Consider the following 21,802-nt stretch of genomic DNA (forward strand, 5'->3'; position numbering starts at 1 on the left):
TGTCACAGCGCAAAGCAGGACGATAGCGGACTGATAACGTCAGGCTTCGGGAATCTTTAATATCTTGCCAAGTCCAACATGAAACTGCGGCTACGCCTTTTTGAACATGTGCTGCTGGTCCTGGCCTTGGCCGTGGTCATCTTCGCCGCCGCCATCGTGCTGGCCCGCATGACACAGTGGGCGGAGGTGCAGGAATTGCCCGCCTACCTCGTGCAAGGCATGCACCTCGTAGGCAAGGTGCTGTTTTTCCTGGACGGCTGCATCGTCATTGCCGTCAGCAGCATCCTGGCCGCCAGGCTGTTCCGCATGCTCACCAAGGAGGATCTATGAGCGACCTTCACTACCTGTTCACCCTCAGGCATCCGCGCCGCTTCTGGTGCACCGCCCTTCTCATCGCCGTGGCCTCGGCCATCCTGCTGGGCCCCTGGCTAGACAGCGTGCCATGGCTGGTGGCGATCCCGTTCGTGGCCGGCGGCTTGCTGGTGGCGCTGGGCGAACTGTGGGATGAAATATCTGGCAAGCAACTGTCGAACGGCAATGACGACACGCAGGCGCCGTGCCGGCATCCCTGAGACAGGCATGCTGGTGATGTTGGCACGCAACAGGCGCATGCCATGGAACGTGCGCAGGCGCCCGCGGCGCCGTCATTTAAGACTGGCTTCAGCCTCGCCATGCATCGTGGATAGTGCGCCAGCGGCAAGGGCGCCCTACCTAACGATCACAGCCACTGGCAGAAAGCGGGACAAGATGAAAACATGGATGCGCGCCAACAAGGGTTTTTTGATGTTTCTGCTGCTGTTCGGCGTGTTCCGCACGGCCGTGGCGGACTGGAATCCGATTCCGTCGGCGTCCATGCGCCCCAACCTGCTCGAAGGCGACGTGGTCTTCGTCAACCGCCTGGCCTTCAACCTGAAAGTGCCGTTGACCGATATCGTGCTGCAGCGCCTGGGCGAACCGGCGCGCGGCGACATCGTCACCTTTTCTTCGCCGAAAGATGGCACGCGGCTGATCAAGCGCATCATCGCCCTGCCCGGCGACACGGTGGAAATGCGCGATGAGCAGCTGATCATCAATGGCCACGCCGCCCAGTACACGACGCTCGACACGGCCCCCGAGACCATCGCCCATGTGGGCCGGCTGACGGCGCAGCGCGTCAGCGAACGCAACAGCACCGAACAGCACCGCATCCAGGTCTTGCCGCAAATCGCCGGCGCGGCCCGCAACTTCGCTCCCGTGACGGTGCCGGCCGACCATTTTCTCATGCTCGGCGACAACCGCGACAATAGCGCCGACTCGCGCTATTTCGGCTTCGTGCCGCGCGAATTGCTGATCGGCAAGGCTGAGCGCATCCTCGTTTCGGCGAATATCGAGGAGCATTGGCAACCCCGCCTGCAGCGCTTCGGCATGAAGCTGGAGTAAGCCCGCCCCCTGCAAGGCACCCTGCTTTTCGGTTAGCATGACGCATCATGCCTAACTTTTCCCTTGCCAGCCCGCCGTCCGCCAGCACGCACCATGCCCTCGAGCAGCTGGCGCAATTCCTGCAACGCCACCCGCAGGTGCTGCTGCTGACGGGCGCCGGCATCAGCACGGCGTCGGGCATCCCCGACTACCGCGATACGGACGGCGTGCGGCGCGGCAATGCCCCCGTGCAAGGCCCCGATTTCCGCCGCCAGGATGCCGTCCAGCGCCGCTATTGGGCGCGCAGCATGGTGGGCTGGCCCAGCCTGGCGCGCGCCGTGCCGAATCCCGGCCACCTGGCCATCGCCCGGCTGGCGCAGCGCCAGCAGATAGGCAGCCTGGTCACGCAAAATGTGGATGGCCTGCATCAGCAGGCCGGCAGCACGGGCGTGACGGAATTGCACGGCAGCATACATGCCGTCGTCTGCCTCGATTGCCGCGCCGGCTTTGCCCGGCGCACGGTTCAAGACATGCTGGAACGCGACAATCCGCACATGCGGGGCGCCACGGCCACGCCGGCGCCCGATGGCGATGCGCTGCTGGAACCGTCGCAGCTGGCCACTTTTCATGTACCGCGCTGCCCGCACTGCGGCGGCACCCTGCAGCCGGACGTGGTGTTTTTCGGCGATGGCGTGCCGCCCGCCTGCGCGGCCGAAGCGGAACGCAAGATGCGCGAGGCCAGCGCCCTGCTGGTGGTCGGCTCGTCCGTGATGGTGTACTCCAGCTTTCGTTTGTGCCGCATGGCGGCCGAAACGGGCAAGCCCGTGGCCGCCATCAACCTGGGCAAAACACGCGCCGATCATTTGCTCGCGTTCAAGACGCAAGCGCCGGCACAGGACATCTTGCCAGCAGTAGCGGCCATGCTGGGCTGATCCCCGTCCTGCGGCGGGCCACTCTGGCTATACTGTGGGATTGACGAGGAGAATTCATGCTGGAACTGTTGAGTGAACACGCCTGCTTTGGCGGCGTACAACGTTTTTATCGCCACGACGCGCAAGCCATCGGCCTGCCCATGCGTTTTTCGGCCTTCATTCCGGACACGGCACCCGGCGCCGCCCCGAGCGCCAAACGCCCGGCCCTGTTTTACCTGGCGGGCCTGACCTGCACCGAAGAAACCTTCATGATCAAGGGCGGCGCCCAGCGCGTGGCGGCCGAGGAAGGCCTGATCCTGATCACCCCCGATACCAGCCCGCGCGGCGCTGGCATACCGGGCGAGGCCGACAGCTGGGACTTTGGCGCGGGCGCCGGCTTTTATGTGGATGCCACCGAGGCGCCATGGAGCGGCCACTACCGCATGTACAGCTACATCCTGGAATTGCGCGCCTTGCTGGAGCAGGAACTGCATATCGATGCGCGGCGCACGGGCATCTTCGGCCACTCCATGGGTGGCCATGGCGCGCTGGTACTGGCCCTGCGCAATCCGCAGCTGTTCCGTTCCGTCTCCGCTTTTGCCCCCATCGCCGCACCGAGCCAGTGTCCGTGGGGCAAGAAGGCGTTCACGGGCTACCTGGGCAGCGACGTAGCCGGCTGGCAGCAGTACGACGCCAGCGCGCTGATGCACGGCCTGCAGGGCAAGCCGGCGTTGTTTCCCAATGGAATCTTGATCGACCAGGGCCTGGCCGACAAGTTCCTGCCCGAGCAGCTGTATCCCGAGGTGTTCGAGGCCGCATGCCAGGCCGCGTCTCAGCCCTTGCAGCTGCGCCGCCATGCCGGCTACGACCACGGCTATTACTTCATCGCCACTTTCATGGAAGAGCACCTGCGCTTCCACGCGAAGAACCTGCGCGCGGCCTGACCTTTCCCGCTATTGCAGCGAACTGGTGTGCCCGTTGAAATGACGCGTGTACCAGTCCGTTGCCAGCACGGCCGCCTGGTGATGGACGTCGGGTCCGGCAGGTGCGGCGATCTGTTCCAGCTGCTTGTCGCAGCGCAAGGTCGCAAAGGCCATGCGGTTCAGGCCCGCCACGTCGGGATCGCGGCCGCCCACGATCAGCAGGGACGGCACGCGCACGTTTTCCAGGGCGGCCTTGCCCGCCATTTCCACCTGGCCATCGCAAACGGCCAGCGCGGCAATGTCGCTGCTGCGCCAGGCTGCCAGCTGCATCACGACGGCCGCGCTGGTGCCATAGCCGTACAGGCCGCACGGCAGGCGCCGCGTGGACGGGTCCACCTGCAGCCAGCCCAGGGCTTTTTCCAGCTGGCGCGCCAGCAGCACGATATCGCTGCGCACGAAATACGCATGGCCATTGCTGCCGCCGCCCGGTTCGATGCCGGCCTGGTCAAAACGCAGGGTGGCGATGCCCGCTCGCAGGAAATCCTGGGCAGTGGCGTGGCTGGAGGCGCCCAGATAGTCGCTATCGGCGCCCGCGCCGTGGGCAAACAGGACGATGCCCACGGGGTGTTCGGGCATTTCAAGCACGCCGTCCATCTGAAGTTCATCGGCCGTGATGCTGACAAATTGTTCTTGCATGGCTGCCTCCGCTATCGAGCTGAAATCCAGCTGCGCACATCCAGCTGCAGCTGAGCTGATCTTGCCGGGCCGGGCGGTGCCTGCATGCCCTGCGCGGCAGTTGTCAGTGTAGCAGCCTGCGGCCGTTCCTGCGCGGCCGTTCGCGCCGCAGTGCGCCACAGGCGGGGGCCGCGGCCCCGCTACACGGCACCGTGCCGGTCGAGCCCCTTGAGCACGGCTTCCGGACGGATGGGCAAGTGCCGCACGCGCGCCGCCACGGCGGCAAAAATGGCATTGCCGATGGCTGGCGCCACGGCCGTGGTGGGCGGCTCGCCCATGCCCGTGGACGTTGCCGTGCTGGCGACAAATTCGATGTCCAGCTCGGGCACGTCGGCCATGCGCAGCGGCGTGTAGGTATTCAGGTTGGTATCCCTGACCTCGCCATTCAGGAAGGCCGTGCCCTCATGGATGGCCATGCTCACGCCCCACAGGGCACCCCCTTCCGCCTGCGCCAGCGCGCCATCGGGATCGACGATGGCGCCCGCGTCGATCACCATGGTGAGTTTTTCGACTTTCACCATGCAAGTGCTGCGGTCGACCTTCACCCGCGCCACGCACGCCGTCCAGGTAGGCATGTCGCGCTCCTGGCCGAACGTGGCGGCGATGCCCAGGCCCGTGTCGGGCGGCATGGCCGTGCCCCAGCCCGCCTTCTCGGCGGCCCGGCGCAATACGTGGGCCAGGCGCGCGGCGCCGCCGACGGCGTTCGGCGCGCTGCCCTCGTTGCGCCCCGTCGCCTGCAGCAGCGACAGGCGGAAGGCCAGCGGATCGACCTTGGCCGCCTGCGCCGCCTCGTCCATGAAACTTTCCACGGCCCAATTCGTCCAGCCCGGCCCCACGGAACGCAGCCAGCCAGGGCGGAAACTGCTGTTGGCCAGGTCGTTCGACACGGCCCGCACGCGCTGCGCGCCCACCGTGTACCAGTGGTCGGCGCCGGCGATGGCGAACGGGTCATACGGATGGCCCTGCTTATCCTTGGCCAGCAAGGCGGGGATCATCGCCTGCGTGGGCCAGCCCGCGCTCGCTTCATGCACCATGGCCGAGACCTTGCCATCCGCATCAAAGGCCATGCGCACATGCTGCACGGACGGTGAGCGGGGCGAATCGAAGCGCGCATCGTCGGCGCGCGTGCAGATCATCTTGACGGGCCGCCCCACGGCTTGCACCGCCAGCGCGGCCGGCACGCAGTAATCGCCATTCAGGCGCCGCCCGAAGCCGCCGCCCAGCAGGTAGGTGTGCAGCATGACCTTGTCTTCCGGCACGTTCAAGGCCTTGGCCAGCACGGGCAGGATCAGGGATTGCCACTGGTTGCCCGCATGAATATGCCAGACGCCGTCGATTTCCTGTGCCAGCGCATTCACCGGTTCCAGCTGGAAATGCAGCACGGTACTCGTCGTATAGTGGCGCTCCAGCTTCAGGCTGGCATCCTTGAACGCTTGCTCCACACCATCATCATCGACGACGCGCGCGCCCAGGCTGGCGTCGGCCAGCTGCTTGGCGCCATAATTGACGATATCCTGCTCCGAGACGTGCGCCGCCGCGCCGGCCCGCCATTTCACCTGCACCAGGTCGGCCGCGCGCATGGCGGCCGCATATGTCTCGGCCACCACCATGACCCAGCCGGGCACCGTGCCGCTGGGGTCCTGCAAGGCCAGCGAGCGCAGGTAGCCCTGCACTTTTTTCGCGGCCGAGTCGTCGATGGACACCACTTTCGCACCGTAGCGCGTGGGCGGTATCTTCGGCCGCGCGTACAGCATGCCATCCACCTGCGCATCGATGCCGTACACGGCCGAGCCATCCGTCTTGGCAGGAATGTCCAGCGCCTGCACGGGCTGGCCGATCAGGGTGCGCTGCTGCGGCGTCTTCAGCACGATGGCTTTCAATTGCGCCGGCGTGTACTGGCGCGCCAGCTTGCCACGGCGTACGATCTCGCCATAGGAAATCGACCGTCCCCGTCCATGCACCGCGCCCAGTTTCGCGTGGCAGGCGGCCACCGGCACGCGCAGCAGCCGGGCGCCCTCTTCCACCAGCGCGTGGCGGCCGGCCGCGCCGGCGCGGCTGAGGGGATCGAAATTCTGCCAGACGGACCAGCTGCCGCCCGTCACCATCACGCCCCATTTCGGGTCCGTGTCCACATAATGCAGGCGCACCTTGCTCCAGTCCGCTTCCAGCTCGTCGGCCACGATGCGCGCCAGGGCAGTGCCGATGTGCTGGCCCATTTCCGCCTTGGCGATATTGACGGTAACGATGCCGTCGCGGTCGATCTCGAACCAGATGGTGGGATCGAACACGGGCGCGGCGGCCGGTGCCGGCGGCACGCGCGCCACCTTGCTGTCGGCCAGGGAGCTGTCGGCCCGCAGGAAAGCCAGGGTAAACCCCGTGCCGGCGGCGGCGATCAGGAAACCGCGCCGACCCAGCGAACTGGGACGCGCACCGGCATTTTCCTTTGGCAACTTAATCATGCGGCGCCTCCGGCAGGCCGGCTGCCAGCTTGATGGCCTTGCGGATGCGCACATACGCCATGCAACGGCACAGGTTGCCGCTCATGACGGCGTCGATGTTCGCATCCGTCGGCTGCGGATAGTCTTTCAGCAAGGTGGCCGCCTGCATGATCTGGCCCGACTGGCAATAGCCGCACTGCGGCGCCTGGGTGGCGATCCACGCCTGCTGCAGCGGGTGCGTGCCGTCCGGCGACAAGCCTTCGATGGTGGTGATGGCGCAGCCGGCCACGGCGGCGATCGGCGTGATGCACGAGCGCATGGCGCGGCCATCCACGTGCACGGTGCAGGCGCCGCACATGCCGATGCCGCAGCCAAACTTGGTTCCCTTTAAATCGACTTCATCGCGCAGCACCCACAGGAGCGGCGTGGCGGCGTCGGCCTCGGTGCCGAAGGGCTGGCCATTGACGGTAATGTTATACATAAGAATTACACATAAGAAACTTTCAATAATTACCGGCCAGCGCCCGGCGTGGCGCGCGCGCGTGCCACGGCCGCTTCCAGATTCGTCCAGGCAGGCTGGTGGCTGCGGCTGCGGCGCAGATAGGCGGCCAGCTGGGCCACATCGTTATCCGTCAGCGAGGCGGCAAAGCCAGGCATCAGCACGCCGGGCATGGCCGCGTCCTTGCCGATGCCGTGCAGGATCACCTGGATCAGGTTGGCGGGATCGGGCGCGCTGACGGCGCTGTTCAAGCTCAGTTCCGGGCGCAGGGCCACGGGCTGGCCATTGCTGTTGGAATGGCACGATGCGCAGGCGGCCACGTACAGGCTGGCGCCGCGGTCATTGTCGACCAGGCTGACCCGCTGCGTGCGGTCGATGCCTGCCTTGATCACGGCATCCGCATCGACCTTGCGTCCGGCCGCGCCGGCAACGCCGGCAAAATAAGCGGCCAGCGCGCGGATATCGGCGTCGGGCGACGCGCCCATGCCCTCGTGCACCACGGCCGACATGGGTCCGGCCGCCACGCCGTGCAGGGCCGTGGCGCCCGTGCGCAAGAAGGCATACAGCTCCTCCTGCGTCCATGGCAGGGGAGCAGTGTTGGCGCTGGTCAAGGCGGGCGCATACCAGTGGTCGATGGAGGCGCCCAGGTAGGACGAGCCGGCAATCTCGGCGCCCAGCGCATTGCGCGGCGTGTGGCAGGCGGCGCAATGGGCCAGGCCCTCGGCCAGGTAGCGCCCCCGGTTCCAGTCCAGGCCTTGCGCCGCATCCAGCTGGAAACTGGCGGGCCTGAAATACAGCAACTTCCAGCCCGCCTGCAAGGGCCGCAGGTTCAGGGGAAAGGGCACGGTGTTGGCCGGCGCCACGGCATATACGGGCGCGCGGGTCATGAAGTAGGCATACAGGGCCGTCAGGTCGGCCTCCGAGACGCCGCTGAAATGCGTGTAGGGAAACACCGGGTACAGGTGCGCGCCATCGCGGCCCACGCCTTCGCGCATGGCCCGCTGGAAGGCGGCCAGTGACCAGCGGCCGATGCCGGTCTGCGTATCGGGCGTGATGTTCGTGGCATAGATCGTGCCAAACGGCGTGGCCAGGCCGTGGCCGCCCGCAAATGCAGCGCCGCCCCTGGCCGTATGGCAGGCGGCGCAATTGCCCATACCGGCCAGGATGCGGCCCTTTTCCACCACTTGCGGCGAAAACGCCGTGGCGGCAGGCGGGTTGACGGGCGCCAGCGCGGGACGCCAGTAATATAAATAGGCGGCCAGCGCCGCCAGGATGAGCAGTGCCAGCAGGAGCAGCAAGCCGGTGAAAATCTTTTTGAACAAAACAGGGACCAGTCAGAGTGAAAGCAAGGCGGACCCTGCCGCCAGCGACTGGCGGCGGCAACAGGGCCACAATGACAATCTTACCGCGATTGTGACTTGTTGTATGTACGCAATGGGACGCAGGCGGCCCCATGAGCGGGCCGCACCTTATAATCACCTTTTCAGCACGCTCCCCGCCCTCCTGCCCCACATGCATACCGTTACCATTATTCTCATCCTGGTCCTGACCGTCGTCCTGTGCGGCTTCATCGCCCGTTCGCGCTGGGTCAAGCTGCCCCTGCCCCTGATCCAGATCGCCGGCGGCACGGGCCTGGCCATGTTCGGCGTGCAAGTGCCGCTCGATCCCGACATCTTTTTCCTGCTCTTCATTCCACCGCTGCTGTTTCTCGACGGCTGGCGCATTCCCAAGGGCGCCTTCTTTTCCGATGCGCGCTCGATCCTCATGCTGGCCATCGGCCTGGTGCTGTTTACCGTGCTGGGCATGGGCTTCTTCATCGACTGGCTGATTCCCAGCGTGCCGCTGGCCGTCGCCTTCGCCCTGGGCGCCATCCTCTCGCCCACCGACCCCGTGGCCGTGTCGGCGATTGCCGCAGGCAACCCGATCCCGCCGCGCCTGATGCATATCCTGGAAGGCGAATCGCTGCTGAACGATGCGTCCGGCCTGGTGTGCTTCACGTTTGCCGTGGGCGCCATGATGACGGGCGGCTTTTCGATCGGCGCCGCCTCGCTGAGCTTTGTGCAGGAAGCAGGCGGCGGCATCGTCATCGGCCTGGCCATTGCGTGGGGCGTGGGTCTGGCGAATAAATGGCTGGTAAGCAAGGTTGGCGAAGAGCCGGGCCTGCAGATCCTCATCAGCATCCTGCTCCCGTTCGCCGCCTACCTGGGCGCCGAACAAATCCACGGTTCCGGCATCCTGGCGGCCGCCACGGCGGGCGTGTCCATGCACTACGCCGACCTGATCGGCCGCCCCCTGGCCGCCACGCGCACGCAGCGCAAGGCCGTGTGGGACACGATACAACTGGTCTTGAATGGCGTGATCTTCGTCATGCTGGGCGCGCAATTGCCCACCACCGTCGCCGGTTTGCCGGCGGCGTCCGCCGAAGTGGGCGCCGGCAGCGCGTGGAAACTGCCGCTGTTCGTGCTGGCCATCACCGTGGGCCTGACCTTCATGCGCTTCCTGTGGGTCTTCATCTCGATGAAGCTGACCTTGTTCAAGCACAACAAGAAAGTGGCGGGCGAATCGAAGGAAGCGGCCATGCTGGCGCGCCCCAGCCTGCGCCTGCTGCTGGTGGCGTCGTTTGCGGGCGTGCGCGGCGCGCTGACCCTGGCCGGCATCCTCACCCTGCCCCTGTTCCTGCCCGACGGCACGCGCTTCCCCGCGCGCGACCTGGTCATCTTCCTGGCCATGGGCGTCATCCTGCTGTCGCTGATACTGGCCAGCGTCACCCTGCCCCTGCTGACCAAGGGCCTGGTGTTCGCGCCGCCGGCCCGGCGTTCCACGGAAGAGCGCAACGCGCGCGCCGCCGCGGCGGAAGCGGCCATCGCGCGGCTGGAAAAAGTCTGTGACGGCATCGACAAGGAAGACAAGCAGCAAGTCGTCACGGAAGCGGCCAACCGCCTGATCGAAGCGTACCGGCGCCGCCTCGCGTATGGCGAAAGCAGCAACGATGAAGCGACGCGCATGCAGGAACTGGCCAAGGCCGAGCGCGCGCTGCGCCTGGAAGCGCTCAATGCGGAGCGCGACGAACTGTTCCGCCGCCGTATTTCGGGCGAACTGGACGACACCATCCACCTGCGCCTGCTGCGCGAAATCGACTTGCTGGAGGCGACGTTGGAAGAATAGAGACAGTTGGGCACGGCTTATGCAATGTTGACCAGCAATTCTCATGGCAAAGAATGCAAGTTTTAACATTGCTGTTTATAATGCAAGGTTATATAACGCAGCAATTTACTTTCAGCACGCAGTTCCGTACAGTCTGTGTTGATGAGTAGCAATTTCTGACCTGACTAAAGATACGCCCAGCCGTGCTCTCCATCTCCTGCCACCGGCAGCGCGCCGCGCCGCCCGTACTCTTCACTGCACGGTTCGCCACCGTGCTGCCGGCCGTGCTGTTCGCCGCGCTGGTGGCTGGCACCCTGCTGGCGCCGCGCGCCGCCTGGGCGCAGGGGGGCGCCACGCAGGACGCCAAGCGCTCCGCGGACGTGGCGCAAGTGCTGTTTGGCATCATCAGCTATGTGCGCTGGCCCGTGAGCCGGCCCGAAGTGCGCGTCTGCAAGGTCGGCGCCACCCGCCTCGACGCCGCCATCGTCGACACCCCCGCCTCGACCGCAGGGCAGCGCATCCGCGTCAAGATCCAGCCGGCCACCGGCGCCATCGGCGAATGCGACGTCGTCTACCTGGGCGGCCTGCCCGACAGCGAACGCGAAGCGCTGCTGTCGCAAGTCATCGGCAAACCCATCCTGTCCGTCAGCGAACCGGGGACGGCCTGTCCCGTGGGCACCATGTTCTGCCTGCGCCTGCTCGACGCGCAGATCGGCTTTGACGTCAACCTCGACGCCATCGCCCGCAGCGGCCTGCGCGTGCATCCGAATGCCTTGCAAATTGCACGTCGCAAGGGACCCCAGCCATGAACGCCCGGGTGAATGGCAAACTGATCCGCAAGCCGCGTCCCACGCTCGACAGCGTACTGCGGCGCGCCCACCTGAGCGTGTCGCTGATCGCCGTGCTGGCCGCCGGCCTGACCCTGACGGCCGTGGCGCTGCTGGCCTTGCGCGTGTATTCCGACCAGAACCTGCGCCTGGTGGCCCGTTCCATGAGCTACACGGTGGAAGCGGCCGTCGTCTTTGGCGACCCCATGGCCGCGAAAGAAGCGCTGGCCCTGATCGGCGTCAATGAAGACATCGACCAGGCGCTCGTCAGCGACCGGAATGGCAAGCTGCTGGCCCGCTGGGAACGGGGCGAGCATGGCACGCGCTACTACATCGAGCGCACCCTGACGGGCTGGATGCTGCCCGACTCGCTGACCTTCCCCATCACCCACGATGAACAGATGATCGGCAGCATCAAGCTGATACCGCACAGCCGCAGCCTGCTGCCCTTCCTGCTCAGCGGCCTGTCCTGCCTGCTGGCCTGCCTGGCCCTGAGCCTGATCGTCGCCGTGCGCCTGTCGCGCCGCATGGAAACGGAAATCACGGCGCCGCTGCGTCACCTGGCGGAAACGGCGCACCGCGTGCGGCGCGACCGCTCCTTCGAACTGCGTGTGCCGCCGGCCAATATTGCCGAACTGAACCAGATCAATGACGACTTCAACGCCCTGCTCGACGAACTGGAAGCATGGCAAAGCCATCTGCAGAAGGAAAACGCCTCGCTGTCGCACCGCGCCAACCACGACAGCCTGACGGGCTTGTCGAACCGCGCCTTCATGGAAGCGGAACTGGAACGCGCCATCATCGAAGCGCGCGTCGGCAATGGCAAGGTGGCCGTGCTGTTCCTCGACAGCGACCGCTTCAAGTACATCAACGATACCTTCGGCCACGCTTCGGGCGACCGCGTGCTGGTGACGATCGCCGCCCGCATCAAGCAGCAGCTGCGCGAAGGCGACCTGGTGGCGCGCCTGGGCGGCGACGAATTCGCCATCCTGCTCAAGCCCCTGCGCAGCAGCAGCGATGCCATGCACATCGCCGACAACATCATCGCCGCCATGGCGCAAGCCATTGAACTGCCGACGGGCAATAGCATCGTCAGTTCGCTGACCATCGGCGTGGCCGTCTTTCCCGACCACGCCATCGACGCCGCCTCGCTGGTGGGCGCGGCGGACGAAGCCATGTACCGCGCCAAGCAGGCCCAGCGCGGCACGCGCCAGGTGGCGCGCCTGCCCCACATTCACCCCTGACCGCAAGGAGCATCACCATGCAATTTATCTACAAGCAATTACGCCTCGGCTTTCTCGGCCTGTTCTTCGTGGGCCTGCTGGCCGCCTGCCAGAGCGCGCCTGAAAAGAAATCGCCGTTCAATGCCGAGCAGATCGCCACATTGACGGAGCAGGGCTTCCGCCAGACGGATGAAGGCTGGGAACTGAGCTTCACGGACAAGCTGCTGTTCGAATTCGACGCCGCCAAGCTGACGCCGCCCAGCCGCAGCGCCATCCAGAAGATCAGCGCGGCCCTGCTGAAAGTGGGCATCACGCACATGCGCGTGGAAGGCCACACGGATAACGAAGGCACGGAAGCGTACAACAACAAGCTGTCGCTGGCGCGCGCCAACGTGGTGGCCGATGCGATGGGCGCGACGGGCATTCCACGCAACAACATCATTGTCAAAGGCCTGGGCATGAGCAAGCCCGTTGCCTCGAATGCCACCAAGTCGGGCCAGGCGGAAAACCGCCGCGTCACCATTATCGTCACGGCGCCGTGAACATGGCGCCACCCGCCGCGCGCTGGGTCGTGATGGGCGTGTCCGGCTGCGGCAAGAGCGCCGTCGGCAGCCTGCTGGCCGGCGCGCTGGGCGTGCCCTACGTGGAAGGCGACGACGTGCATCCGCCGGAAAACGTGGCCAAGATGGCGGCCGGCATCCCGCTCGACGATGCCGACCGGGCCGGCTGGCTGGCCGCCTTGCGCGAACGCATCGCCGGCGCCCGCGCGCATGGCGGCGGCCTCGTCGTGTCCTGCTCGGCCCTGAAGCGCGGCTACCGCGACGTGCTGCGCGAGGGCGACCCGGCCCTGCGCTTCGTCCACCTGGACGGTCCGCGCGACGTGCTGGAACGCCGCATGCAGCGGCCCGGCCATTTCATGCCGCCCAGCCTGCTCGACAGCCAGCTGGCCACCCTGCAACCCTTGCAGCCGGACGAGGCGGGCATCGCGCTCGACATCCGCCAGCCGCTGGCCATCCTCGTGGAGCAGATCCTGCAGGCGCGCTGAAGCGCTGCACGGGGCCGCGCGCTGGACAGCCAGCGGCCCGCTGTGTAGACTGGCACGCACTTTTATGAGGGATCACATGAACACACCAACAACAAAACCCGCGCCGGGTCCGGAGTTCTGGGAACGTGCCGACCAGGTCATCGCCCTGGCCAACGAGCAGTGCGAACATAGCCGCGGCAACGAAGTGGCCACCTCGCTGCTGTACGCGGCGGCCCGCTTCAACGCCTTCCTCGTCGCCAGCAAAAGCAACGACGTGGCGAAGATGCAGCAAGAAAAAGATGACGCCGTGGCCTTCTTCACGGAACAGTACAAGCGCATGCTGACCGATAACTTCAACGACTACATCACCAACTTCGACAAATACACGCAACCGTCGTCCGCCCCCAAGGGCTGATGCTGGCCGCCAGCCTGGACGGCCACCGCGCCAGCGCCTCCCATGCCGACAGCGTACTCAACGGTTCGGTGCGCTACGCACCGCTGACCTCGCTCTGGCTGATGGCCATGCTGGCCGGCGCCATCCTCGGTGGCCCCCTCTACTTCAGCTGGACGGCGCTGGCGCTCTTCATCATCAGCACGGCCATCGTCTTGCTGTTCGGCCATTCGCTGGGCAGCCACCGCAAGCTGATCCACGACAGCTACCAGTGCCCCCGCTGGCTGGAATACGTGCTCGTCTACCTGGGCGTGCTGGTGGGCCTCAGCGGCCCGCTGGGCCTGCTGCGCCAGCACGAACTGCGCGACTACGCCCAGCGCCTGCCAGCTTGCCACCCCTACCTGCGCCACGGCGCCCGCTTCTGGCGCGATGCCTGGTGGCAATTGCACTGCTGCCTCGACCTCGACCACCCGCCACGGATCGCCATCGAGCCGCGCCTCGCGCATGACCGCTTTTACCGTTTCCTGGAAGCGACGTGGATGCTGCAGCAACTGCCGTGGGCCGCGCTGTGCTTCCTCTGCGGCGGCTGGGGCTTTGTCTGCTGGGGCGTCTGCGCGCGGGTCAGCGCCGGCGTGCTGGGTCACTGGCTGGTCGGCTACTTCGCCCACAACCATGGCCAGCGGCATTATCACGTCGATGGCGCCGCCGTGCAGGGCCACAATATCCGCCTCACCTCGCTGCTGACCATGGGCGAATGCTGGCACAACAACCATCACGCCTATCCGGGCTCGGCCAGGCTGGGCTTGCAGCCGGGCGAATGGGACCCCGGCTGGTGGGCCCTGCTGCTCCTGCAACGCATGGGCCTGGTGTCAAGCCTGCGCCTGCCGCACGACCTGGCGGCGCGGCCGGAACTGCGCCGCCTGGACGACCTCGGCGGACATCAAGCTCAGGCGTCGTCGCCGCCGGCCAGGTAATTGTTCTTCACGCGCACATAGTGTTCCGCCGAATAGCGCAGGTAGGCGATCTCGGCCTCCGTGAGCGGGCGCACCTTGGCGGCCGGGCGGCCTACGTACAGGTGGCCGCTTTCCAGCACCTTGCCTGGCGACACCAGGCTGCCCGCGCCCAGCATCACGTGCTTTTCCACCACCACGTCATCCATGACGATGCTGCCCATGCCGATCAGGCACTCGTCGCCGATGGTGCAGCCGTGCAGGATCACGGAATGGCCGATGGTCACGTATTTGCCGATGGTCAACGGTGAACCGTCGGGCTTGGCCGCATTCTTGTGCGACACATGGCCCATGGAAAAATCCTGGATATTGCTGCCCTCGCCGATGACGATGCGGTTGACGTCGCCGCGCAGCACGCTGTTGCACCAGATGGAACAGTCGTCGCCGATCTGCACGTCGCCAATCACTTGCGCCGTGTCATGCAGGTAGACGCGTTCGCCCAGCACGGGGCGGGTATTCAGGTAAGAACTGACAGGCATCGTATTTTCACTTTCACTTCATCAAATTAAGCCACGGGCCTCACACCCAGCCGGCGGCCAGCGCAAAAATCGCCAGGCCATGCGCGAGCGAGGCGCCCAGCAAGCCGGCCCGACAATATACCAGTCCTGCCACCACCCCTTCGATCACGGTAAACACCAGGATGGGCGCGCCCACCTGCGTGACGGTGGTGGCGAGGAAGGCGTGGCACAGGCCGAACAGCAGGCCCGACGCCAGCGCCGCGCGCCAGGGCGGCAGCCAGGCGCGCAATTGCTGCTGCAGCAAGCCGCGAAACAGCAATTCCTCGTAACAGTTGGCCGCCAGCGCAAAGCCCAGCAGCATGGGCCACGCGGAAGCGGGCACGGGGGTCAGCGATGGCAAGCCGGCCAGCGCCTTCAAGCCCGTGGCCAGCGCGATGATCACGCATCCGCCCGCCACGCCCGGCAGCACGGACAGGGCCGGACCCGCGCCCAGCCAGCGGATCTGGCGGCGCGCCCCGGCTTCCAGCCACCACGTGGCAGCCACCAGGGCCAGCGACATGCCACCCAGCGCCAGCAAGACCAGCGGCGGCGCCGTGAAGCGCAAGCCGCCCGCCGCCACCTGCCAGTAACCGCGCGCCGTCATGGCATCGCGCGCCAGCACGAAAAACAGGATATGCACGAGCACGCGCAGCAGCGGCACCGGGGCCGGCGCCATGGCCTGTCGCGGCAGCGCCAGCAGCAAGGCGGCGCAGACGAGAAACGGGGGCGTGATCGCCAGCAGGTACTGCGCCAGGGAGGTCAGCTCGGGCATCATTCGGATGAAATCGATAGCAAGGTGCCAACGGGCACGGGCGGCAGCAATTGTATGCGGCGGCTGGCACAATGGGCAAGTGCTCCGCCCGTGCCGCCGTCAAGCCGGCAGCGCCTTGCGCCAGCCGTGCATCAGCGCATGCGCCAGCAAGCCGGCCACCAGCCCCCACAGGGCGCCGCCCACGCCCAGCAGGGTCACGTTCGCCGCCGTGGCAAGAAAGGTGATCAGCGCCGTTTCGCGCGTGCGCGCATCCGCCATCGCCTGCGCCAGGCTGTTGCCGATGGCGCCCAGCAGGGCCAGTCCCGCCAGTGTCGTGATGAAAGTGCGCGGCAAGACCATGAACAGGCTGGCCAGGGTGACGCCGAAGACGCCCACCATGATGTACAGCGCGCCGCAAGCCAGTCCGGCAAGATAGCGCTTCGACGGATCCGCATGCGCATCCTTGCCCGTGCAGATGGCGGCCGTGATGGCGGCCACGTTGAACGCGTGCGCGCCGAACGGCGCCATCAGCAGCGAGCCCAGGCCCGTGACCGCCAGGATGGGATTGGCGCTGACGCGGTAGCCGTCGTTGCGCAGCACCAGCATGCCTGGCATGTACTGGCCCGTCAGGGTGATCAGGAACAGGGGCAGCGCCACGCCCAGCAGCGCCGCCACGGAAAAGCGCGGCATCTCGAACACGGGCGCGGCCAGGGCCAGCTCGATGCCCTGCACGTCCAGGCGTCCCTGCGCCAGCAGCAGCGCCACGCCGGCCAGCATGATGCCGGCCACGGCAAAGCGCGGGCTAAAGCGGCGCAGCACGGCATATGCCAGCAGCAGGAACGCCACCAGCAGCGGATCGGCGCTGGCGCCGCCAAACGCGTTCACGCCAAATTGCAGCAGGATGCCGGCCAGCAGACCGGCGGCAATGCCGCCCGGTATCAGGCGCACCAGGCGCTCGAAGGCGCCGGACATGCCCAGCAATATGAAGGCGATGGCCGACAGCATGTAGGCGCCGATCACCTCCGCATACGGCGTGTGCGGCATGACGGTGGCCAGGAAGGCCACGCCCGGCGTCGACCAGGCCGTGATGATGGGCGCCCGGTAGCGGTAGCTGAGCCAGATGCCGGTGACGCCCACGCCGATGCTCAGCGACCAGACCCAGGACGCCGTCTGCGCCGCGCTGAGCTGGGCCAGCTGCGCCGCCTGGAACACCAGCACGAAGGTGCCGCCATAATTGACGAGCACGGAAATGCAGGCGGCCATGGCGGGCGACGCGAGATCGCGCCAGCGCGGCCGGCCTGCCGTGGCGGCGGCCGTGGTAGTGGGTGTTGTTGCCTTTGTCGTCATGCGGATGCTCCCTGCCTTGAAAAGGAAGCATGGTAGCGGTCACATGGACTGCCAAGACAGGCCAATTCCTTCATGCACAGCAGACCACTTGACGGGTTTCAGCCCAGCGCGCGCGCCAGGCGGGCGATGCCGCTGTCGATGTCGTGCGGCGTGAGCGCCGCAAAGCCCAGCAGCCAGCCGCCGCTGGCCGGCGGACTCGCGTACAGCCGGCTCAGGCCCGGCAGCACGATGCCCGCCTGCGCCGCCAGGCGGATGGTTTCCAGCTCCGCCCTGCCCGCGTGCAGCAGGCAGGGCATCTGCAAGCCGCCCGGCGGCAGGTGCGCCGTGACGACATGCGGCAAATGCCGCTGCACGGCCTGCGCCATCGCATCGCGGCGCACGGCGTAGACCTTGCGCATGGCGCGCACATGGGCGGCAAAATGGCCGTCCGCGATGAAGCGCGCCAGCGTCAACTGATCCAGCTGCGGCGTGTGGCCATCGAGGACGCTGCGCGCATACGTCATCGGCTTGACCAGCGCGGGCGGCAGCACCATGTAGCCCAGGCGCAGGCCCGGATACAGCGACTTGGCGAAGGTGCCCAGGTAAATCGTGCGCTGCCGCGCATCGAGTCCCTGCACGCAGGCCGTCGGCAAGCCCGCATAATGAAACTGGCTGTCGTAATCGTCTTCGATGATCCAGCCCTGGCGTTCGGCGGCCCAGTCGATCAGTTCCAGGCGCCGCTCCAGCGCCAGGGTGGCGCCCGTCGGATACTGGTGCGACGGCGTGACGTACACGGTATTGGCGCCGCTCGTATCGGCGCGCAGGCTGGCCGTGCACAGGCCCTGCGCATCGACGGGCACGGGCACCACGCGCAACTGCGCCAGCTCGAAGGCCTTGCGCGCGCCGAAATAGCCGGGATCTTCCATCAGGATGGGGCCGTGCGCATCGGCCAGCACCTGCGCGCACAGGTACAGGGCCTGGCGCGTGCTGCTCAGGACCAGCACCTGGTCGGCCGTGGCCCGTGCGCCCCGCTCCAGGTTGACATAGTCGGCGATGGCCTGGCGCAGAGTCTGCGCGCCCTGCGGGTCGCCGTGCAGCAGCACGCTGGCGCCGTGCCCGCTGGCTGCCTGGCGCCGCAGCCGCTCCCACACATCGACGGGGAAAGCGCGCGTTTCAGGCAAGCCCGTGGCAAAGGCCTGCACGCGCTGCTGGTCGGCCACGCCGCCGCTGGCGAGGATCTGCGCGCCGCGCGCGCTGAGCGCCACCGGCTGCGCAGAGGCAGGCGACGGCGGCGTCAGCTGCCTGCCCAGCAGGCTGGCGCCGATGGACGCCGAGACGAAACTGCCCGATCCCGCCTGCCGCCGCACGTAGCCGTCGAGGCGCAGCTGCGCGTAGGCCAGTTCCACCGTATCGCGCGACACGCCCAGCGATTGTGCCAGCGCGCGCGTGGCCGGCAGGCGCAGGCCGGGCGCCAGCACGCCGTCGAGTATCAGCTGGCGCAGCGCGCGCTGCACGCGCACGCGCAGCTCGAGCGCCGCCCATTGCGGGTCGGCCAGGCGGATTTTCAGGGTCTCGAATTCGAACGGCGGCGTCATGTCGTCTTCGGCGCCGCGCCGGCGGCCGTCACGGCGGCCACGCTGCTGGCGTGCGAAAATCCATGCTGCTGCAGCACCGCCACCAGCTGGGCGCCGGCGCAGCCCAGGCGCAGGTTTTCCGCGATCCAGTCGCGCCATTCGCGGCCGATGTCCGGCATCGCTTCCTCCTCCAGCGTCAGGCCGAGTATCCATTGCGCCAGCAAGCCGTTGATGCGCTTCGTGTCGATCAGGTGCTGCACCACCGCGTGGCCCGAATGGGGAAACGGGTGCAGGGTGCAGCGGCCGAAAGGCGCCAGGCGCTGCGCGTGCATGGCGTCGAGATTCACCGACTCGCTGGCACTGGCGCCGGCGTTGGCCACGTCCGGCCGCGTGCCGAAGGCCAGGTGGATCTGCGTCGCCTGTGCCGCCCTGGCGCGGCACAGGGCGGCCAGGTCCGGGTAGCCCGAGCGCGGCGGGTCCTGCGCCAGCGATTCCATCACGGACAGCCAGCGCAGTTCGTGGTACAGGCGCGCCTGCTCCACGTCCAGGAAAGACAGCGGGCCAAAGGCGACGATCCGCTCGACGTCCAGCAGCAAGCCATACATGACGGCCGCATACGCGCCCATGGACTGACCGATGGTGGTGACCTGGCCTGGCGCGATGCGGCGCACCAGGTCGCGCAGCGCTTGCGCCGATTCATCCACGTGGCTGCCCAGGCCCGCGATGCCGCGGTGATACCAGGCATTGCCCGAATCGCGCACGAGAATCTTGTTCAGGTGCTGGCCGCTGGCCTGCTCCAGCTTGCGCAGGCGGCCGTAGAAATCGAAGGCGGGACGCGTCGTCCAGGACACAAAGCCAAAGGCGATCACCAGCGGCGCCCCGGGCACGATGCGGTCCACCAGTACGTCGTCGCCACTGGTGGCGACCAGTCGATTGTCCAGCGCTTGCGCTTGCAGCATCGGCCTGGCTCCCGGATCAAAGTGAATGCAGCAGAAAGCATGAGTGTAATGCCAGCACTGGCAAAAGGGCAACATTTGCCGCTGCCGTACGCCGGCATGCGCGGGAAAACTGCTACTCTGGCGCATCTTCCCCTCATACAGGAGCCATTCATGCCGCATCGCCTGACGCATCGCCTCACATGCCTGTCCCTCGCCGCCGTCATCGCCATGGCGGGCGGCTGCGCCGCCACCAGCGACAGCACCCGGCCCGACGCGGGCCTGACGCCCAGCTACAGCCTGACGAATACCTACTGGAAGCTGACGCAGCTCGATGGCGCCGACGTGACGATGGCGCCGGAGCAGGAACGCGAAGTGCGCATCACCCTGACGGACGACGGCAAGGTGCACGGCTTCACGGGCTGCAACCAGGTCATGGGCGGCTACACGCTGGCCGGCACGGCCCTGCGCTTCACGCAGCTGGCAAGCACCCGCATGGCGTGCCCGCCCCCGTTGATGCGGCTGGAAAGCGCCGTGCTGGCCAATCTGAACAGCGTCACCGGCTACCGCTTCGATGGCGAATACCTGATCCTGCTCAAGGATGGCGCGCCCGTGGCCAGGTTTGAGTCGGTCTACCTGTGAAATAAAAATCGACTGCCGTTACAATGGCTTCCAGCCCATCTTTTGGAAGGAAGCCATGTCCGCCCTGCCCTCGCCGTCCGCAGTCCCCCCGCCAACGGCCGCCGGCCGCTACCGGGCTTTTCTGTTTGACATGGACGGCACCGTCATCAATTCCATCGCCGCCGCAGAACGCATCTGGGGCACCTGGGCGCAGCGCCAGGGCCTGGACGTCGCCGCCTTTTTGCCCACCATTCACGGCGCGCGCTCCGTCGACACCATCGCAAAATTGCGCTTGCCGGGCGTCGACGCGCAGCGCGAGTCGCAGGGCATCACGGATGCGGAAATCATCGATGTGGCGGGAATCATTGAAATCGCGGGCGCGCTGCGTTTCCTGACGTCGCTGCCGCCGGCGCAATGGGCCATCGTCACCTCGGCGCCGCGCGCGCTGGCCACGGCACGCCTGAAGGCGGCCGGCATGCCGATACCGGCCATCATGATCACGGCGGAAGACGTCAAGGCGGGCAAGCCGAAGCCCGATTGCTATCTGCTGGCGGCGGAAAAACTGGGCGTGGCGCCCGGGGATTGCCTGGTGTTCGAGGATGCCTCGGTCGGCATTGAGGCGGGCGAAGCGGCTGGCGCGAAAGTCATGGTGGTCACGGCCACGCATGCGCATCCGCTGGCCACGCGCCACCCGTCCATCGCCAGCTATGAAGGCATCGTGGCGACGGTCGATGGCGAAGGTTTCATTGTGCTGGCCGAGACGGCTGCAGTACCCGCGACAAGATAGCCTGCTCCAGCGCGGCGAAGGCCGCCGTGCCGCGCTGGCGCGGGCGCGGCAAGTCCACCTGCACGTCCAACGTGATCTGCCCATCCTCGATCAGCAGCACCCTGTCGGCCAGGGCCACGGCCTCGGCCACGTCATGCGTCACCAGCACGGCCGTGAACCCGCGCGCCAGCCAGAGCGATTCGATCAGCTGCTGCATCTCGATGCGCGTGAGCGCGTCAAGCGCGCCGAGCGGCTCATCGAGCAGCAGCAATTGCGGCTCGTGCACGAGGGCGCGCGCCAGGGCCACGCGCTGCTTCTGCCCGCCCGACAGAGCCGCCGGCCAGTCGTCCGCCCGCTCGGCCAGTCCCACCGTCCACAGCGAGGCGGCCGCCGCGCCGATGGAACGGGGCAAGCCCAGGGCCACATTGTCGAGCACCGTCTTCCACGGCAGCAGGCGCGGCTCCTGGAACATGATGCGGATGTCGGGCGCGCCGATGCCCGCGCCGACCGTGAGCTTGCCTTCGTCGATGCTTTCCAGTCCCGCGATCGAGCGCAGCAAGGTGCTCTTGCCGCAGCCGCTGCGCCCGACGATGGCGACAAACTCGCCCGCTTCCAGCTGCAGGTCGACGTTTTTCAGCACGGGACGGCTGCTGTACGACTTGCTCAGGTTGGCCAGTTCCAGGGGCACGCCGCGCCGCTGCAAGGGAGAAGTTGGCGCTTCCCTCGCCTGCGGCGGCGCGCTGGCCGGGTCGTACTGCACGAAGTGCGACAGGAAATCCGTTTCGATCTGGATGGGGGCGAGCAGCATG

24 protein-coding genes are annotated in these 21,802 nt (G+C 67.0%); 14 read left to right on the top strand and 10 right to left on the bottom strand.

Annotation, left to right across the window (positions count from 1 at the left end; all coding sequences use genetic code 11):
- The first annotated feature begins 78 nt into the window (after nucleotides 1-78).
- The 5 genes from ACZ92H_RS18175 to fghA all read left to right on the top strand — a co-directional run bounded on the left by ACZ92H_RS18175 (nucleotide 79) and on the right by fghA (nucleotide 3,253).
- On the top strand, nucleotides 79-330 hold the full coding sequence (locus ACZ92H_RS18175; protein ID WP_131377126.1) for a hypothetical protein: 252 nt from the start codon (nucleotides 79-81) through the stop codon (nucleotides 328-330).
- Nucleotides 327-572: a hypothetical protein gene (locus ACZ92H_RS18180; protein ID WP_131377128.1), complete on the top strand. Its 246-nt coding sequence runs from the start codon at nucleotides 327-329 to the stop codon at nucleotides 570-572. Before ACZ92H_RS18175 ends, ACZ92H_RS18180 begins: the two co-directional genes overlap by 4 nt.
- 175 nt (nucleotides 573-747) lie before the next feature.
- Nucleotides 748-1,419 carry a signal peptidase I gene (gene lepB / locus ACZ92H_RS18185; RefSeq protein ID WP_131377130.1) on the top strand — a complete coding sequence of 224 codons (672 nt, stop codon included), beginning with the start codon at nucleotides 748-750 and terminating at the stop codon, nucleotides 1,417-1,419.
- Between the two features lie 47 nt (nucleotides 1,420-1,466).
- Nucleotides 1,467-2,330 (top strand): NAD-dependent protein deacetylase, encoded by an 864-nt coding sequence (locus ACZ92H_RS18190; protein WP_465050503.1) that lies wholly within the window; start codon nucleotides 1,467-1,469, stop codon nucleotides 2,328-2,330.
- A 56-nt stretch (nucleotides 2,331-2,386) separates the two neighbouring features.
- Nucleotides 2,387-3,253, top strand: a complete 867-nt coding sequence (fghA, locus tag ACZ92H_RS18195; protein ID WP_465050504.1) for an S-formylglutathione hydrolase — start codon at nucleotides 2,387-2,389, stop codon at nucleotides 3,251-3,253.
- A gap of 9 nt (nucleotides 3,254-3,262) precedes the next feature.
- On the opposite strand, the gene ACZ92H_RS18200 is transcribed toward fghA, so the two are convergent.
- The 4 genes from ACZ92H_RS18200 to ACZ92H_RS18215 form a co-directional block, all read right to left on the bottom strand.
- A complete protein-coding gene (locus tag ACZ92H_RS18200; RefSeq protein WP_131377138.1) occupies nucleotides 3,263-3,928 on the bottom strand; it encodes a dienelactone hydrolase family protein in 666 nt (221 codons plus the stop codon).
- A gap of 179 nt (nucleotides 3,929-4,107) precedes the next feature.
- Nucleotides 4,108-6,426, bottom strand: coding sequence for a xanthine dehydrogenase family protein molybdopterin-binding subunit (locus ACZ92H_RS18205; protein ID WP_465050505.1), 2,319 nt, complete (start codon nucleotides 6,424-6,426; stop codon nucleotides 4,108-4,110).
- A complete protein-coding gene (locus tag ACZ92H_RS18210) occupies nucleotides 6,419-6,886 on the bottom strand; it encodes a (2Fe-2S)-binding protein (protein ID WP_131377144.1) in 468 nt (155 codons plus the stop codon). Before ACZ92H_RS18210 ends, ACZ92H_RS18205 begins: the two co-directional genes overlap by 8 nt.
- Before the next feature lie 29 nt (nucleotides 6,887-6,915).
- Entirely contained in the window at nucleotides 6,916-8,226 is a 1,311-nt protein-coding gene (locus ACZ92H_RS18215) for a c-type cytochrome (RefSeq protein ID WP_465050506.1), read from the bottom strand.
- 190 nt (nucleotides 8,227-8,416) lie between these two features.
- Here ACZ92H_RS18215 and ACZ92H_RS18220 point away from each other — a divergent pair, with 190 nt between their 5' ends.
- The 7 genes from ACZ92H_RS18220 (at nucleotide 8,417) to ACZ92H_RS18250 (ending at nucleotide 14,487) form a co-directional block, all read left to right on the top strand.
- Nucleotides 8,417-10,069 (top strand): Na+/H+ antiporter, encoded by a 1,653-nt coding sequence (locus ACZ92H_RS18220; protein ID WP_131377150.1) that lies wholly within the window; start codon nucleotides 8,417-8,419, stop codon nucleotides 10,067-10,069.
- 182 nt (nucleotides 10,070-10,251) lie between these two features.
- Nucleotides 10,252-10,857: a regulatory sequestration protein YfiR gene (yfiR, locus tag ACZ92H_RS18225; RefSeq protein WP_465050507.1), complete on the top strand. Its 606-nt coding sequence runs from the start codon at nucleotides 10,252-10,254 to the stop codon at nucleotides 10,855-10,857.
- Complete coding sequence (dgcN, locus tag ACZ92H_RS18230; RefSeq protein WP_131377153.1) at nucleotides 10,854-12,119, top strand: diguanylate cyclase DgcN/YfiN; 1,266 nt, start codon at nucleotides 10,854-10,856, stop codon at nucleotides 12,117-12,119. The genes yfiR and dgcN overlap by 4 nt, the downstream gene beginning before the upstream one ends.
- 17 nt (nucleotides 12,120-12,136) lie before the next feature.
- The gene (gene yfiB, locus ACZ92H_RS18235; protein ID WP_465050508.1) at nucleotides 12,137-12,640 is read left to right on the top strand and encodes an outer membrane lipoprotein YfiB; all 504 of its coding nucleotides are present in this window, start codon (nucleotides 12,137-12,139) and stop codon (nucleotides 12,638-12,640) included.
- A 2-nt stretch (nucleotides 12,641-12,642) separates the two neighbouring features.
- Nucleotides 12,643-13,143 (top strand): gluconokinase, encoded by a 501-nt coding sequence (locus ACZ92H_RS18240; RefSeq protein WP_465050509.1) that lies wholly within the window; start codon nucleotides 12,643-12,645, stop codon nucleotides 13,141-13,143.
- A 76-nt stretch (nucleotides 13,144-13,219) separates the two neighbouring features.
- Nucleotides 13,220-13,537 (top strand): DUF3144 domain-containing protein, encoded by a 318-nt coding sequence (locus ACZ92H_RS18245; RefSeq protein WP_131377159.1) that lies wholly within the window; start codon nucleotides 13,220-13,222, stop codon nucleotides 13,535-13,537.
- Complete coding sequence (locus tag ACZ92H_RS18250) at nucleotides 13,537-14,487, top strand: acyl-CoA desaturase (RefSeq protein ID WP_465050510.1); 951 nt, start codon at nucleotides 13,537-13,539, stop codon at nucleotides 14,485-14,487. Before ACZ92H_RS18245 ends, ACZ92H_RS18250 begins: the two co-directional genes overlap by 1 nt.
- On the opposite strand, the gene ACZ92H_RS18255 is transcribed toward ACZ92H_RS18250, so the two are convergent.
- The 5 genes from ACZ92H_RS18255 to ACZ92H_RS18275 all read right to left on the bottom strand — a co-directional run bounded on the left by ACZ92H_RS18255 (nucleotide 14,460) and on the right by ACZ92H_RS18275 (nucleotide 19,630).
- Complete coding sequence (locus ACZ92H_RS18255) at nucleotides 14,460-15,002, bottom strand: gamma carbonic anhydrase family protein (RefSeq protein ID WP_131377165.1); 543 nt, start codon at nucleotides 15,000-15,002, stop codon at nucleotides 14,460-14,462. The two genes, ACZ92H_RS18250 and ACZ92H_RS18255, sit on opposite strands and share 28 nt — an antisense overlap.
- A 40-nt stretch (nucleotides 15,003-15,042) precedes the next feature.
- A complete protein-coding gene (locus ACZ92H_RS18260) occupies nucleotides 15,043-15,795 on the bottom strand; it encodes a CPBP family intramembrane glutamic endopeptidase (protein ID WP_465050511.1) in 753 nt (250 codons plus the stop codon).
- Between the two features lie 96 nt (nucleotides 15,796-15,891).
- Entirely contained in the window at nucleotides 15,892-17,034 is a 1,143-nt protein-coding gene (locus ACZ92H_RS18265; RefSeq protein WP_465050658.1) for a benzoate/H(+) symporter BenE family transporter, read from the bottom strand.
- 182 nt (nucleotides 17,035-17,216) lie between these two features.
- Nucleotides 17,217-18,692, bottom strand: a complete 1,476-nt coding sequence (gene pdxR / locus ACZ92H_RS18270; protein WP_465050512.1) for a MocR-like pyridoxine biosynthesis transcription factor PdxR — start codon at nucleotides 18,690-18,692, stop codon at nucleotides 17,217-17,219.
- Nucleotides 18,689-19,630: a hypothetical protein gene (locus ACZ92H_RS18275; protein ID WP_465050513.1), complete on the bottom strand. Its 942-nt coding sequence runs from the start codon at nucleotides 19,628-19,630 to the stop codon at nucleotides 18,689-18,691. The genes pdxR and ACZ92H_RS18275 overlap by 4 nt, the downstream gene beginning before the upstream one ends.
- Before the next feature lie 150 nt (nucleotides 19,631-19,780).
- On the opposite strand from ACZ92H_RS18275, the gene ACZ92H_RS18280 reads away from it, so the two are divergent.
- Entirely contained in the window at nucleotides 19,781-20,248 is a 468-nt protein-coding gene (locus ACZ92H_RS18280) for an META domain-containing protein (RefSeq protein WP_465050514.1), read from the top strand.
- Nucleotides 20,249-20,303: 55 nt separating this feature from the next.
- Nucleotides 20,304-21,014 (top strand): HAD-IA family hydrolase, encoded by a 711-nt coding sequence (locus ACZ92H_RS18285; RefSeq protein ID WP_131377183.1) that lies wholly within the window; start codon nucleotides 20,304-20,306, stop codon nucleotides 21,012-21,014.
- Here the strand turns inward: ACZ92H_RS18285 and ACZ92H_RS18290 are convergent.
- Nucleotides 20,971-21,801, bottom strand: a complete 831-nt coding sequence (locus ACZ92H_RS18290; RefSeq protein ID WP_131377186.1) for an ATP-binding cassette domain-containing protein — start codon at nucleotides 21,799-21,801, stop codon at nucleotides 20,971-20,973. The genes ACZ92H_RS18285 and ACZ92H_RS18290 overlap by 44 nt on opposite strands.
- Nucleotide 21,802: the final 1 nt, after the last annotated feature.

The organism is Janthinobacterium foliorum (genome assembly GCF_978021625.1).

Coding starts and splice junctions, on each gene's coding strand:
- ACZ92H_RS18175 (WP_131377126.1), top strand. CDS start 79: ATGAAACTGCGGCTACGCCTTTTTGAACATGTGCTGCTGGTCCTGGCC.
- ACZ92H_RS18180 (WP_131377128.1), top strand. CDS start 327: ATGAGCGACCTTCACTACCTGTTCACCCTCAGGCATCCGCGCCGCTTC.
- lepB (WP_131377130.1), top strand. CDS start 748: ATGAAAACATGGATGCGCGCCAACAAGGGTTTTTTGATGTTTCTGCTG.
- ACZ92H_RS18190 (WP_465050503.1), top strand. CDS start 1,467: ATGCCTAACTTTTCCCTTGCCAGCCCGCCGTCCGCCAGCACGCACCAT.
- fghA (WP_465050504.1), top strand. CDS start 2,387: ATGCTGGAACTGTTGAGTGAACACGCCTGCTTTGGCGGCGTACAACGT.
- ACZ92H_RS18200 (WP_131377138.1), bottom strand. CDS start 3,928: ATGCAAGAACAATTTGTCAGCATCACGGCCGATGAACTTCAGATGGAC.
- ACZ92H_RS18205 (WP_465050505.1), bottom strand. CDS start 6,426: ATGATTAAGTTGCCAAAGGAAAATGCCGGTGCGCGTCCCAGTTCGCTG.
- ACZ92H_RS18210 (WP_131377144.1), bottom strand. CDS start 6,886: ATGTATAACATTACCGTCAATGGCCAGCCCTTCGGCACCGAGGCCGAC.
- ACZ92H_RS18220 (WP_131377150.1), top strand. CDS start 8,417: ATGCATACCGTTACCATTATTCTCATCCTGGTCCTGACCGTCGTCCTG.
- dgcN (WP_131377153.1), top strand. CDS start 10,854: ATGAACGCCCGGGTGAATGGCAAACTGATCCGCAAGCCGCGTCCCACG.
- yfiB (WP_465050508.1), top strand. CDS start 12,137: ATGCAATTTATCTACAAGCAATTACGCCTCGGCTTTCTCGGCCTGTTC.
- ACZ92H_RS18240 (WP_465050509.1), top strand. CDS start 12,643: ATGGCGCCACCCGCCGCGCGCTGGGTCGTGATGGGCGTGTCCGGCTGC.
- ACZ92H_RS18245 (WP_131377159.1), top strand. CDS start 13,220: ATGAACACACCAACAACAAAACCCGCGCCGGGTCCGGAGTTCTGGGAA.
- ACZ92H_RS18250 (WP_465050510.1), top strand. CDS start 13,537: ATGCTGGCCGCCAGCCTGGACGGCCACCGCGCCAGCGCCTCCCATGCC.
- ACZ92H_RS18255 (WP_131377165.1), bottom strand. CDS start 15,002: ATGCCTGTCAGTTCTTACCTGAATACCCGCCCCGTGCTGGGCGAACGC.
- ACZ92H_RS18260 (WP_465050511.1), bottom strand. CDS start 15,795: ATGATGCCCGAGCTGACCTCCCTGGCGCAGTACCTGCTGGCGATCACG.
- ACZ92H_RS18265 (WP_465050658.1), bottom strand. CDS start 17,034: ATGGCCGCCTGCATTTCCGTGCTCGTCAATTATGGCGGCACCTTCGTG.
- pdxR (WP_465050512.1), bottom strand. CDS start 18,692: ATGACGCCGCCGTTCGAATTCGAGACCCTGAAAATCCGCCTGGCCGAC.
- ACZ92H_RS18275 (WP_465050513.1), bottom strand. CDS start 19,630: ATGCTGCAAGCGCAAGCGCTGGACAATCGACTGGTCGCCACCAGTGGC.
- ACZ92H_RS18280 (WP_465050514.1), top strand. CDS start 19,781: ATGCCGCATCGCCTGACGCATCGCCTCACATGCCTGTCCCTCGCCGCC.
- ACZ92H_RS18285 (WP_131377183.1), top strand. CDS start 20,304: ATGTCCGCCCTGCCCTCGCCGTCCGCAGTCCCCCCGCCAACGGCCGCC.
- ACZ92H_RS18290 (WP_131377186.1), bottom strand. CDS start 21,801: ATGCTGCTCGCCCCCATCCAGATCGAAACGGATTTCCTGTCGCACTTC.